The sequence below is a fragment of the Agromyces sp. SYSU T00194 genome, assembly GCF_040496035.1.
GTDB lineage: Bacteria > Actinomycetota > Actinomycetes > Actinomycetales > Microbacteriaceae > Agromyces > Agromyces chitinivorans.
Map to the genome: position 1 here is coordinate 1,782,421 of NZ_JBEPJZ010000001.1, position 12,847 is coordinate 1,795,267.

The 12,847-nt window shown below is 72.2% G+C and carries 11 protein-coding genes; 7 read left to right on the forward strand and 4 right to left on the reverse strand.

The features are described from left to right. The first annotated feature begins 37 nt into the window (after positions 1–37). The 7 genes from ABZK10_RS08185 to ABZK10_RS08215 all read left to right on the forward strand — a co-directional run bounded on the left by ABZK10_RS08185 (position 38) and on the right by ABZK10_RS08215 (position 8,088). Complete coding sequence (locus ABZK10_RS08185; protein WP_353808689.1) at positions 38–1,222, forward strand: cystathionine gamma-synthase; 1,185 nt, start codon at positions 38–40, stop codon at positions 1,220–1,222. 129 nt (positions 1,223–1,351) lie between these two features. Next, the gene (locus ABZK10_RS08190) at positions 1,352–2,011 is read left to right on the forward strand and encodes a nuclear transport factor 2 family protein (RefSeq protein WP_353808690.1); all 660 of its coding nucleotides are present in this window, start codon (positions 1,352–1,354) and stop codon (positions 2,009–2,011) included. A 108-nt stretch (positions 2,012–2,119) separates the two neighbouring features. Then, positions 2,120–2,950, forward strand: coding sequence for an aldo/keto reductase (locus tag ABZK10_RS08195; RefSeq protein ID WP_353808691.1), 831 nt, complete (start codon positions 2,120–2,122; stop codon positions 2,948–2,950). A 132-nt stretch (positions 2,951–3,082) separates the two neighbouring features. Then, a complete protein-coding gene (locus ABZK10_RS08200; RefSeq protein WP_353808692.1) occupies positions 3,083–3,814 on the forward strand; it encodes an L-ribulose-5-phosphate 4-epimerase in 732 nt (243 codons plus the stop codon). Then, a complete protein-coding gene (locus ABZK10_RS08205) occupies positions 3,811–5,424 on the forward strand; it encodes a xylulokinase (RefSeq protein ID WP_353808693.1) in 1,614 nt (537 codons plus the stop codon). The genes ABZK10_RS08200 and ABZK10_RS08205 overlap by 4 nt, the downstream gene beginning before the upstream one ends. 82 nt (positions 5,425–5,506) lie before the next feature. Beyond that, positions 5,507–7,030, forward strand: coding sequence for an L-arabinose isomerase (gene araA / locus ABZK10_RS08210; protein WP_353808694.1), 1,524 nt, complete (start codon positions 5,507–5,509; stop codon positions 7,028–7,030). An 11-nt stretch (positions 7,031–7,041) separates the two neighbouring features. After that, entirely contained in the window at positions 7,042–8,088 is a 1,047-nt protein-coding gene (locus ABZK10_RS08215) for a LacI family DNA-binding transcriptional regulator (RefSeq protein WP_353808695.1), read from the forward strand. Positions 8,089–8,136: 48 nt separating this feature from the next. Here the strand turns inward: ABZK10_RS08215 and ABZK10_RS08220 are convergent, their stop codons facing one another. The 4 genes from ABZK10_RS08220 to ABZK10_RS08235 all read right to left on the reverse strand — a co-directional run bounded on the left by ABZK10_RS08220 (position 8,137) and on the right by ABZK10_RS08235 (position 12,841). After that, positions 8,137–9,447: a sugar ABC transporter permease gene (locus ABZK10_RS08220; protein WP_353808696.1), complete on the reverse strand. Its 1,311-nt coding sequence runs from the start codon at positions 9,445–9,447 to the stop codon at positions 8,137–8,139. Further along, positions 9,444–10,295, reverse strand: coding sequence for an ATP-binding cassette domain-containing protein (locus ABZK10_RS08225; protein WP_353808697.1), 852 nt, complete (start codon positions 10,293–10,295; stop codon positions 9,444–9,446). Before ABZK10_RS08225 ends, ABZK10_RS08220 begins: the two co-directional genes overlap by 4 nt. Positions 10,296–10,411: 116 nt before the next feature. Then, a complete protein-coding gene (locus ABZK10_RS08230; protein WP_353808698.1) occupies positions 10,412–11,497 on the reverse strand; it encodes a sugar ABC transporter substrate-binding protein in 1,086 nt (361 codons plus the stop codon). A 147-nt stretch (positions 11,498–11,644) separates the two neighbouring features. Next, positions 11,645–12,841 (reverse strand): ROK family transcriptional regulator, encoded by a 1,197-nt coding sequence (locus ABZK10_RS08235; RefSeq protein WP_353808699.1) that lies wholly within the window; start codon positions 12,839–12,841, stop codon positions 11,645–11,647. Positions 12,842–12,847: the final 6 nt, after the last annotated feature.

Below are 12,847 nucleotides of genomic sequence, written 5' to 3' on the forward strand. Positions count from 1 at the left end.
ACAGACTTGATTTCACGACCTCACAAGGACAATTGCCATGACTACTCCTGAAAACGGACACGCACCCCACGACATCAGCGAGCTCGGCTTCGCCACGCGCGCCGTGCACGCCGGCCAGGCCTTCGACCCCACGACCGGCGCGGTGATCCCGCCCGTGCACCTGACCACCACCTACGTGCAGGACGGCATCGGTGGCCTCCGCGGCGGCTACGAGTACTCGCGCGGCGGCAACCCGACGCGCACCGCGCTCGAGACCCAGCTCGCGGCCCTCGAGGGCGGCACGCACGGCCTGAGCTTCGCGTCCGGCCTCGCCGCGGAGGACGCCCTGCTGCGCGCCGTGCTCGCACCCGGCGACCACGTCGTGATCGGCAACGACGTCTACGGCGGCACGCACCGGCTCATCAACCGCATCCACGGCGCCTGGGGCATCCGCCACTCGACCATCGACACCAGCGACCTCGACGCCGTGCGCGCCGCGATCGAGCCGGCCACCAAGGTGCTCTGGATCGAGACCCCGTCGAACCCGCTCATGAAGATCTCGGACGTCGCCGCGCTCGCCGCGATCGGCCACGAGGCCGGCGCGCTGGTCGTCGTCGACAACACGTTCGCCTCGCCCGCGCTGCAGCAGCCGCTCGCGCTCGGCGCCGACGTCGTCGTGTACTCGACCACCAAGTACCTCGGCGGCCACTCCGACGTCGTCGGCGGCGCGCTCATCACGAGCGACGACGAGCTCGAGGCGAAGGTGCGGTTCATCCAGTTCGCCGCCGGCGCGGTCTCCGCCCCGTTCGATGCATTCCTCACCAGCCGCGGCATCAAGACGCTGGCGCTGCGGATGCGGCAGCACTCCGCGACCGCCCAGCAGATCGCCGAGACCGTGCTCGGCCACCCAGCGCTCACGCGCGTGCTCTACCCGGGCCTGCCGTCGCACCCGGGCCACGCGCTCGCCGCGTCGCAGATGTCGGGCTTCGGCGGCATGCTGACGCTCGACTTCGCGGGCGGGGCCGCCGCGGCGCGGTCGTTCGCCGAGTCGACCACCCTGTTCCAGCTGGCCGAGTCGCTCGGCGGCGTGGAGTCGCTCGTGAACTACCCGTCGGAGATGACCCACGCGTCGGTCAAGGGCACGCCCGCCGAGGTGCCCGAGTCCATCGTGCGGCTGTCGGTCGGCGTCGAGGAGACGGCCGACCTCGTCGCCGACGTCGTCGGCGCGCTCGATCGGCTGTAGCGGGCGAGCGGATGCCCCGAGCGACGAACGTCCCGGGGCATCCGCCCACCGGCCGACGCCCGTCCACCACGTCGGCCCGGATCGCCCGCGTCTCTGGCGGGTCGCGGGCCGGTGCGGTATGACGGTCACATGAGGGAAGATGCGGTCACGCGCTGGGTCGAGCGGTATCGCCGTGCGTGGATCTCGAACGACCCGGGTGACATCCGCTCGCTCTTCACCGAGCACGCGGAGTACACCAGCACGCCCGGCACCGAGCCGTACCGTGGTCACGAGGAGATCGTGTCGTGGTGGCTCGAGAACGCCGACGGCCCCGACGAGACGACCTTCACCTGGGAGCCGCTGCTGGTCGGCGACACCCGGGCGGTCATCGAGGGCCGCACCGTCTACCTGGGCGCGACCGCGTACCGCAACCTGTGGGTGATCGACCTCGCCCCCGACGGCCGGGCCACCGCGTTCACCGAGTGGTGGGTCGAGGAGGAGGACGTCGACCTCGACGAGGAGGACGGGCCGGGCGACCTCGGCGACGAGGACCTCGGCGACGAAAGCGACGACGACGACGAGTACGACGAGGACGACCTCGACGACCGGGACGACCTCGACGAGGACGAGGGCGAAGACGAGGACGACGAGTACGACGACTGGGACGACGACGAGGAGGAGGAGTCGGAGACGGAGGCCGACGACGACGTCGACGACGTCGACGACCTCGACGACGACTACGACTACGACGACGACGTGGACGTGGACGTCGACGGCGAGGACGCGCCCGACCTGCCGCCCGCCCGTTGACCGCGCCCGCTGACCGCGCACGGAGCGACGGGAGCGCGAGTCGTCATGAACCGTCGGATTGTGCGCGCGGGAAGCGACGTTTCGCGACGACTCGGGGAGGATGGACGCATGACCGTTCCCTCCCGCGTGCTCAACGACGGCAATTCGCTCCCGCAGCTCGGCCTCGGCACGTACAAGCTCGATGACGGCGAGGGCGTCGCGGCCATGGTGTCCGCGCTCGAGTCGGGGTACCGGCTGCTCGACACCGCCGTGAACTACGGCAACGAGGAGGCGGTCGGCGAGGCGCTGCGCCGGTCGGGGGTCGACCGCAGCGACGTCGTCGTCGCGACCAAGGTGCCCGGGCGCGACCACGGCTTCGACGAGACGCTCGCCAGCCTCGAGGGGTCGCTCGAGCGGCTCGGCCTGGACTGGGTCGACCTCTACCTGATCCACTGGCCGAACCCGAGCGTCGACCGGTACGTCGACGCCTGGCGGGCGATGATCAAGGCGCGCGAGCGCGGCATGGTGCGCTCCATCGGCGTCTCGAACTTCACGGTCGGGCACCTCGCCCGCATCATCGACGAGACCGGCGTGGTGCCCGCGGTCAACCAGGTCGAACTGCACCCGTACTTCGCGCAGCGCGCGCAGCGGGAGTTCCACGCCGAGCACGGCATCGCGACCGAGAGCTGGAGCCCGTTGGCCCGGCGCTCCGAGCTGCTGTCGGAGCCGGTCGTGCAGGAGGCCGCCGCCGCCCACGGCCGCACGCCGACGCAGGCGGTGCTGCGCTGGCACGTGCAGCTGGGCACCGTGCCCATCCCGAAGTCGTCGGACGCGGCGCGCCAGCGCGAGAACCTCGACGTGTTCGGCTTCGAGCTGACCCCCGGCGAGATGGAGGCGATCTCGGCGCTCGAGCGCGGGCGGCTCTGGGACGGCGATCCGGACACGCACGAGGAGATGTAGCCCGAGCGGCGCGGCGACGCGCTCGCCGGAGGCATCCGACTGCTTGCAGGCAGCGACCGTGAGCGCTAACGTGGGGTTCCGTTAGCGCTCACGGAGCGCGCGCCGCACCCGCCGACCGTCGAAGGAGACCGCATGGCCGCCGACCCCGCGCACGCGCGCACCGAGTTCGCACCGGAGGTCGAGGCATCCATCGCCCGGGTCCGGGAGGACGTCGCCCGGCTGCACGGGGAGCTCACGCGCTACGGCCTGGTCGTCTGGACCGGCGGCAACGTCTCGGGCCGCGTGCCGGGCGCCGACCTCTTCGTGATCAAGCCCTCCGGCGTCTCCTACGACGACCTGGCGCCCGAGAACATGGTCCTCTGCGACCTCGACGGCAACGTGCTCCCTGGCACTCCCGGCTCCGAGCGCAACGCGTCGAGCGACACCGCCGCGCACGCCTACGTCTACCGGCACATGCCCGAGGTCGGCGGCGTGGTGCACACGCACTCCACGTTCGCCGTCGCGTGGGCCGCGCGGGCAGAGGAGATCCCGTGCGTGATCACCGGCATGGCCGACGAGTTCGGCGGGCCGATCCCGGTCGGCCCGTTCGCGGTCATCGGCGACGACTCGATCGGCCGCGGCATCGTCGAGACGCTCTCCGGCCACCGCTCGCGCGCCGTGCTGATGCAGAACCACGGCCCGTTCACGATCGGCGTCGACGCGAAGGACGCCGTCAAGGCGGCGGTGATGGTGGAGGACGCCGCGCGCAGCGTGCACTACGCGCGCGAGGCGGGCCCGCTCGTCCCGATCCCGCAGGAGCAGATCGACGCGCTCTACGCGCGGTACCAGCACGTCTACGGCCAGGGAGAGGATGCACGCCGATGAGCACGACGCAGCCCGCAGCGCAGATCACCGAGGGTCGCGCCGTGCTCGGCATCGAGCTCGGCTCCACCCGCATCAAGGCCTGCCTCGTCGGCGAGGACCCCACCGAGGTGCTCGCCGTCGGCGGCCACGAGTGGGAGAACGACTTCGTCGACCGCACCTGGACCTACGCGCTCGACGACGTGTGGTCGGGGCTGCGGGCCGCATACGCCGAGCTCGTCGCCGACGCGGAGCGCCGCCACGGCGTCGCCCCGACCACGTTCCGCGCGATCGGCGTCTCGGCCATGATGCACGGCTACCTCGCCTTCGACGCCGACGGCGAACTGCTCGTGCCGTTCCGCACCTGGCGCAACACCTCGACCGGGCCCGCCGCCGCGGAGCTCAGCGCGCGGTTCGGCCTGAACATCCCGCTGCGCTGGTCGATCGCGCACCTCCACCAGGCGGTGCTCGACGAGGAGCCGCACGTGCCCCGGCTCGCGTCGATCACCACGCTCGCGGGATACGTCCACCGCCGGCTCACCGGTCGCGACGTGCTCGGGGTGGGGGATGCCTCGGGCATGTTCCCGATCGACTCCGCGACCTGCGACTACGACGCCGGTCTCGTCGCGAGCTACGACGCGCTCGTCGCCGACCGCGCGCCCGGGCTGGCCGTCGCCGACCTCCTGCCCGAGGTGCTGCCCGCCGGTGCCGAGGCCGGCTCGCTCACCGCCCAGGGGGCCGCGCTGCTCGACCCGACCGGCGCGCTGCGGCCCGGCATCCCGCTCTGCCCGCCCGAGGGCGACGCCGGCACCGGCATGGTCGCGACGAACGCCGTCGCCCCCCGCACCGGCAACGTCAGCGCGGGCACCAGCATCTTCGCGATGGTCGTGCTGGAGCATCCGCTCGCCGCCGCGCACGAGGAGCTCGACCTCGTGACCACGCCCGCCGGCGACCCGGTCGCCATGGTGCACTGCAACAACGGCGCGAGCGAGCTGGCGGCATGGGTCGGCGTGTTCGGGCGGTTCGCCGAGGCGGCCGGCACGCCGGTGTCGACGGATGCCGCGTTCGGCGCCCTGTTCCGCGAGGCGCTCGACGGCGAGCCCGATGCGGGCGGGCTCCTCGCGTACAACCAGCTGGCCGGCGAGCCGATCGCCGGCATCGCCGAGGGGCGGCCGATGGTCGTGCGCACCCCCGACAGCCGCTTCACGCTCGCGAACCTCATGCGCGCCCAGATCTACGGCGTGTACGGTGCGCTCGCGCTCGGCATGCGGGTGCTCACCGCCGAGGGCGTCGCGATCGACCGCATGTTCGGCCACGGCGGCATCTTCCGTACTGCGGGCGTCGCGCAGCGCTTCCTCGCGGGGGCGCTGAACGCGCCCGTCGCCGTCGGCGAGACCGCCTCTGAGGGCGGCGCGTGGGGCATCGCCGTGCTGGCCGGCTACCGTGTCGCGGTCGCCGGTTCGCCCAAGGCATCCGCCCCCGACCTCGCCTCGTACCTGGACGCGCAGGTCTTCGCCGGCGCCGACGTCGACGAGGTCGCGCCCGACCCCGCCGACGTCGCCGGGTTCGCCGCGTACCTCGACCGCTACCGGGCGGGCCTCGCCGCCGAGGCCGCCGCCGTGGAGGCGCTCTGACCCGGGGCGGATGCTCCGGGGCATCCGCACGCCCCGTCGCATCCGCCCCGACCTCCCCGCACCACCCACCCAGGAGACATCGATGACCCGCACCCCGCTCACCACCTCGCTCGACGCGTACGAGGTCTGGTTCCTCACCGGCAGCCAGCACCTCTACGGGCCCGAGACCCTCCAGCAGGTCGCCGAGCAGTCGCGACAGGTGGCCGAGACGCTGGGCGCCGCATCCGACGTGCCCGTGAAGGTCACCTGGCTGCCCGTGCTCACCGACGCCGACGCCATCAGGCGGGTCGCGCTCGAGGCCAACGCCGCGCCGAACGTCATCGGCGTCGTCGCCTGGATGCACACGTTCAGCCCCGCCAAGATGTGGATCGCGGGCCTCGACGCGCTGCGGAAGCCGCTCGCGCACCTGCACACGCAGGCCAACGTCGCGCTGCCGTGGAGCGAGATCGACTTCGACTTCATGAACCTGAACCAGGCCGCGCACGGCGACCGCGAGTTCGGGTACATCCAGACCCGGCTCGGCGTGCCGCGCACGACCATCGTCGGCCACGCGAGCGACCCGCGCGTGCAGCAGCGGTTCGGCACCTGGCAGCGGGCGGCGGCCGGGCTCGCGGCATCCCGCTCGCTGAAGCTCGCGCGGTTCGGCGACAACATGCGCTACGTCGCGGTGACCGAGGGCGACAAGACCGAGGCCGAGCTGCGGCTCGGCGTGCAGGTGAACACGTGGGGCGTCAACGAGCTGGCGGATGCGGTGGCGGCTGTGTCGTCCGCCGAGGTCGACGTGCTCGTGGCCGAGTACGAGGACCTCTACGACGTGGTGCCCGAGCTGCGGCGCGGCGGCGAGCGGCACGAGTCGCTGCGCGACGGCGCGGCGATCGAGCTCGGGCTGCGGGCGTTCCTCGAGGAGGGAGGGTTCGGCGCGTTCACCACGTCGTTCGAAGACCTCGGCGCGCTGAAGCAGCTGCCCGGACTCGCGGTGCAGCGCCTCATGGCCGATGGCTACGGGTTCGGCGCCGAGGGCGACTGGAAGACGGCGATCCTCGTGCGCGTGGCGAACGTGATGGGCGCGGGGCTGCCCGGCGGCGCGTCGCTCATGGAGGACTACACCTACGACCTCACGCCCGGGAACGAGCTCATCCTCGGCGCGCACATGCTCGAGGTGTCGCCGTCGCTCACCACGGCGAAGCCCACGCTCGAGATCCACCCGCTCGGCATCGGCGGCAAGGACGACCCGGTGCGCCTGGTCTTCACCGCCGACCCCGGCCCGGCCGTCGTCGTCGCGATGAGCGACATGCGCGACCGCTTCCGCCTCACGGCGAACGTGGTCGAGAACGTGCCGCTGCCCGAGCCGCTGCCGAAGCTGCCCGTCGGCCGCGCCGTCTGGAGGCCCGCCCCCGACTTCGCCACGAGCGCCGCCGCGTGGCTCGCCGCCGGAGCCGCGCACCACACGGTCATGTCCACCGCCGTGGGCGTCGACGTGTTCCGCGACTTCGCGACCATGGCGGGCCTCGAGCTGCTGGTCATCGACGAGGAGACCACGCAGCGCGGCTTCGAGCAGGAGGTGCGCTGGAACCAGGCGTACTTCCGGCTCGCGCAGGGGCTGTAGGGCCGTCGGGCATGGCGGACGCGGGGGAGCGGGCCGGGCGGACGACCGCCGCCGGCGTGCCGACGATGTTCGACGTCGCGCGGCTCGCGGGCGTCTCGCACCAGACCGTGTCGCGGGTGCTGAACGGGCGGTCGGATGTCGCCGACGCGACCCGCGCACGCGTGCAGGACGCGATCGCCGAGCTGCACTACACCCCGTCTCCCGCTGCCCGGGCCATGGCGAGCCGGCGATCGCGCTCGCTCGGCCTCGTGCTCGCCGGTCGCCCCGACTACGGCCCGTCGAGCGCCGCGCTCGAGTGCAACCAGGCGGCCTACGCCGCCGGGTACGCCGTCAGCCAGGTGAGCATGCGCTCGCTCGAGGCATCCGCCCTGCGCGAGGCCGTGCGGCGGCTCGTCGCGCAACGGGTCGAGGCGCTCGTGCTGATCTCGGGAGAGCGCGAGGCGGTCGAGGTCGTCGCGTCGCTCGACGCGCCGGTGCCGGTCGTGGCGGTCGCGGCAGAGGATCTCGCCGGCGTGCGCCGCGTGGCGATCGACCAGGCCGCCGGCGCGCGTGCCGCGGTCGAGCACCTCGTGGCGCTCGGGCACCGGGAGATCCGGCACGTCGCCGGGCCCGGCACGTGGATGGACGCGAGCGAGCGGGTGCGCGGCTGGCGCACCGCGATGGCGGCGCACGGCCTCGACTGCCGCGAGCCGTTCGCGGGCGAGTGGCTGCCCGACTCGGGGTACGCCGCCGGCGTCGCGCTCGCCGCGGACCCGAGCGCGACGGCCGTGTTCGTCGGCAACGACCAGATGGCGCTCGGCCTGCTGCACGCGTTGCGCGACGCGGGGCGCCGGGTGCCCGAGGACGTCAGCGTGGTCGGGTTCGACGACGCGCCGCAGGCCGCGCACTTCGCCCCGCCGCTGACCACGCTCCGCCAGGACTTCGACGCGCTCGGACGCGACACGATGTCGCTGGTCGCCGCCCTGCTCGACGGCGGCGACGCGGCCCCGGACCCCGCGCCCCGCGTGCCCGAGCTCGTGGTGCGGGCCAGCACGGCGCCGCCGCGCGCCGGCGGCTGAGCCCGGCGAGGCGCGGGGCGGGCGCAGGAGCGCACCCGCCCCGCTGCGCTAGGCCCTGCCGGACGCGGTGCGCGACCGGCGCGACAGCGCGTCGACGATGACCGCGAGCAGCAGCACGGCGCCGGTGACCATGAACCGCACCGACGAGTCGAGGTTCAGCAGCGTCAGGCCCGAGGCGATCGAGGCGATCACCAGGATGCCGAGCAGCGCCGAGAACGCCGAACCGCGGCCGCCGAAGAGGCTCGTGCCGCCGATGACCGCCGCGGCGATCGCGTTCAGGTTGATGTCGCCGCCGCCCGAGCTCTGGTTCGACGCCGCGAGGCGCGCCGCCGCCATGAGGCCGCCGACCGCCGCGAAGGTCGAGCAGAGCATGAACACGGTGAGGTAGATGCGCTTGACCCGGATGCCCGCGCGACGCGCCGCCTCGACGTTGCCGCCGACCGCGTACACCGAGCGGCCCCAGCTCGTGCGGGTGAGGAAGAAGTTCATGATCACCACGAGGGCGAGGAAGAACACGAACATCACGCTCACGCCACGGCCGGTGTTGAGGTAGTACACCGCGGCGCCCAGCAGCACCAGGATCGCTCCCGCGCGCAGCAGGATCGACACGGCCGACGCGCTCGACAGGTTCGCCGCGGCGCGCCGCCGCCCCGTGAGGAACAGCTGCAGCGCATAGGCCGCCGCCGTGAGCACGACGAGCAGGTACGCGAGCCAGTCGGGCAGGAACATCTGCTGCGCGAACTGCACGATCCACGAGTCGAACGGGATGTTGATCGACCCGGTGCGGCCGAGCACCCAGAGCTGGAGCCCGAGGAAGCCCAGCAGGCCGGCGAGCGTGATCACGAAGCTCGGCACGCCGAAGCGGTTGTACAGCAACCCGTAGAACAGACCGATGACGAGGCCGGCGAGGATCGACGCGAGGATCGACACCGCGAGCGGCCAGTCCATCTGCACGAACGTCACGGCGAGGATCGCCGCCGAGAGACCCGACACCGAGCCGATCGACAGGTCGATCTCGCCGAGCAGCAGCACGAGCACCACGCCGAGCGCCAGGGTGCCGGTGGCGGCCATCTGGAGCGTGAGGTTGACGAGGTTGGTCGGCGAGAGGAACACCGGGTTGAGCGCCTGGAAGACGCCCCAGATGATGATCAGGCCGATGACCACCGGCAGGGAGCCGAGGTCGCCGCCGCGCACGCGGCTGCCGAACTCGCGCAGCGCCCCGCCGACGCCCTTGTGCTGGATCAGCCGCTCGTCGTGGAGGTCGGCGAACTCGGTCTGGAGGACCTGCGCCTGCTCGCCCGTCACTGCGGGGGGTTCGTTGGTGGCGGGGCCGGAGCCCGGCTTGTCGGTGGTGCTCATGCCTCAGGCTCCTCGTCGAGGTCGTCCCCGGGGAGGGGGGTGGCTGCGGTCTTGGCGGCGGCGCGACGGGTGACGGCGTTGTCGGTCGCACCGGTGATCGCCGAGATGATCGTCTCGCTCGAGACATCCGACACCCGGAAGGTGCCGTTGTTGCGCCCGAGGCGGAGCACGACGACGCGGTCGGCGACCGCCATGACGTCGGCCATGTTGTGGCTGATCAGGATGACGCCGTGGCCGCGGTCGCGGAGGCGCTCGACGAGGTTCAGCACCTCGGCGGTCTGGGCGACGCCGAGGGCTGCGGTCGGCTCGTCGAGGATCACGATGCTGGGCTCGCCGATGAGCGAGCGTGCGATCGCGACGGTCTGCCGCTGGCCGCCGGAGAGGGATGCCACGGCGATCCGCACCGACGGGATCTTGGCGCTCAGCTCGCGGAGGAGGCTCCACGAGCGCTGCTCCATCTCGACCTCGTCGAGCGTGCCGCCGTGCTTGAGCTCCTGGCCGAGCCAGAGGTTGGAGACCACGTCGAGGTTGTCGCAGAGCGCGAGGTCCTGGTAGACGGTCGCGATGCCGAGGTCGCGCGAGTCGGTCGGGCTCTGGATGGAGACCGCGCGGCCCTCGAACTCGATCTCGCCGGAGTCGGGCGGATGCACTCCGGCCAGCACCTTCACGAGGGTGGACTTGCCGGCGCCGTTGTCGCCGACGAGGGCGACGACCTCGCCCTGGTGGACATCGAGCTCGATGTCCTTCAGCGCCTGCACGGCGCCGAATCGCTTGCTGACGCCGCGGAGCCGCAGTACCTGCTCGTGCGGCCGTCCGCCGGCCTGCTTGGTGGGTGACGTCACTGTCATGTGTTCATCCTCGTGACTCGGGTCCCGGAAGGGAAGGGGTGTCGGATGCCCCGCCGGGGGCGGTGCGCGCGACGGGCCGGGAGGTGGTGACCTCCCGGCCCGTCGCCATGGCGGTGTTACTCGATGCCGGCAGCGGCGCAGGCGTCCGCGTACTCGGCGGTGCAGATGTCCTCGACGGTGTAGAACCCGTCGGCGACGACCGTGTCCATGATGTTGTCCACGGTCACGACGACCGGCTCGAGCAGGGTCGACGGCGTGCCGTCCACGTCCACGTCACCGGTGACCTCCTCGCCGTTGGCGAGCTGCACGGCGATCTCCGCAGCGAGCTCGGCCTCGGCCTTGATCGCCTTGTAGATCGTCATGTACTGGTCACCCGCGACGATGCGCTGGATGGCGGTGATCTCCGCGTCCTGGCCCGTCACGACGGGCAGCGGGTCGAGGTTGGCGGCGCGCATGGCGGCGATGGCGCCACCGGCGGTGCCGTCGTTGGCGGCGTAGACGGCGACGAGGTCGTCACCGAACTGCGTCAGCTGGCCGGCGACCCACTCCTGTGCCTGGTCGGGGCTCCAGTCCGGCGTGTCGAACTCGGCGACCACGTTCAGGTCGCTCGCGTCGATCACCGAGTGGGCGCCCGCCTTGAACAGCGTCGCGTTGCCGTCGGTCGGCGACCCGTTGACCATCAGGATGTCGCCGTCGCCGTTGCCGTCCGCGTCGAGCTTCTCGACGAGCGCGGTGCCCTGCAGCTCGCCGACCTTCTCGTTGTCGAACGAGATGTAGTAGGCGAGGTCGCCGCCGGCGATGAGGCGGTCGTACGAGACGACCGGCACGCCCTGGGCGGATGCCGCGTTCACGATGCTGACGGCAGCCTCGGCGTCGACCGGGTCGAGCACCATGACCGACACGCCCTGCGCCAGGGCCGACTCGGCCTGCTGCTGCTGCTTGGCCGCGTCCTGGTCGGCGTTCGAGTAGACGATCTCGTAGTCGCCGAGCTCGGCGACCTTCGCCTCGAACAGCGGGCGGTCGAACGCCTCGTAGCGCGTGGTCTTCGACTCCGGCAGGAGGAGTGCGATCGATGCGCCCTCACCCGATGCCGAGTCGCCGCCGTCGCTGCTGCCGCCGTCGCTGGCGCACGCGGACAGTGCACCGACCGCGAGCACCGCACCGGCGGCGAGTGATGCGAGTCTCTTGATGGACTTCCTCATTGAAATACCTCTCACTAGGCCGCCCTCGTCGGCGGTGTTCCCCATGTTCGTCCGATCGCCGCGTTGGCGTCAAGTCTTGAACTCATGACTTTGGTAACGGGATGGTCACGGTCCAGTTGTCGAATCCAATCGACTCCCGGCAGTCGCTCAGGCCGGGGTCTTGTCGGCGATCTCGATGGGCATCGGGGCGTGCTCGAGGGCCAGTGCGATCGCGCCCTGCAGGGCGGCGCGATCGGCCCAGGAGGCCGTCACCACCTCGGGCATCCCATCGGCCGACGGGAGCGCGGATCGCTCGAGGGCGTGCCGGAGCGGGGCGAGCAGCGTCTCGCCGGCGAGGCCGAGGTCGCCGCCGACGACGATGCGCTCCGGGTCGAAGAGGTTGCTGAGGTTCGCCGCGGCGATGCCGATGTGCCGCCCCGCGTCGGCGATCACCCGCTGCGAGCTCGCGTCGCCCTGCTCGGCCGCGTGGACGAGGTCGCTCACCCGGTGCATCCCCGCATCCTCGCGGAACAGCGCGAGCAGCGCCGGGCCCGCGGCCAGCGTCTCCAGGCACCCGCGGTTGCCGCAGCGGCAGATCGGCCCGTTCTCGTCGATCGTCACGTGCCCGATCTGGCCGGCCTTGCCCGTGACGCCGTGGAACGGCGTGCCGTCGATCATGATCGCCGCGCTGATGTGGTGCCCGACATGGAGGAACGCCGCCGCCGTCGAGTCGCGCGCCGCTCCGCTGCGCACCTCGGCCAGACCGCCGAGGTTGGCCTCGCTGTCGACGAAGACCGGTCGGTCCAGTCGTGCCGAGAGCGCCTCGCCCACGTCGATGCCCTCCCAGCCGCGGAGGAGCCCGGGCGTGGACACCATGCCGGTGCGGTGGTCGACCGGTGCGGGGATGCCGAGGCCGATGGCGAGCAGCTCGGGGATGCCCGTGCCGAGCGACTCGCACATGTCACCGAGCAGCAGGCCGACCCGGTCGAGTTCCGCGTCGTGGCGGTGGTCGAGCGAGAGCGGCACGTGGGTCTCGGCGACGATCGCGGTGCTGGCATCGGCGATGGCGATGCGCAGGTGGCGGGAGGAGAAGTGGACGCCCGCGACGAGTCCGATCTCGTGCGAGAGCGTGACCATGGTGGCGCGCCGGCCGCTGCGCGAGGTGATCGACGTGTGCAGCACGCCGGAGGCCGAGAGCTCCTTGACGATGTTCGACACCGTGGCGGGCGAGAGTCCCGTCGTTCCGGCGAGCTCGACCTGCGTGAGTCGCCCGTGATGCCGGAGCGATTCGACGATTCTCGCCCGGTTGGCTTCACGAAGTGAAGTCTGCGAACCCGGCGTCGGGTTTCTGCGCGCCACACGCACACCCTA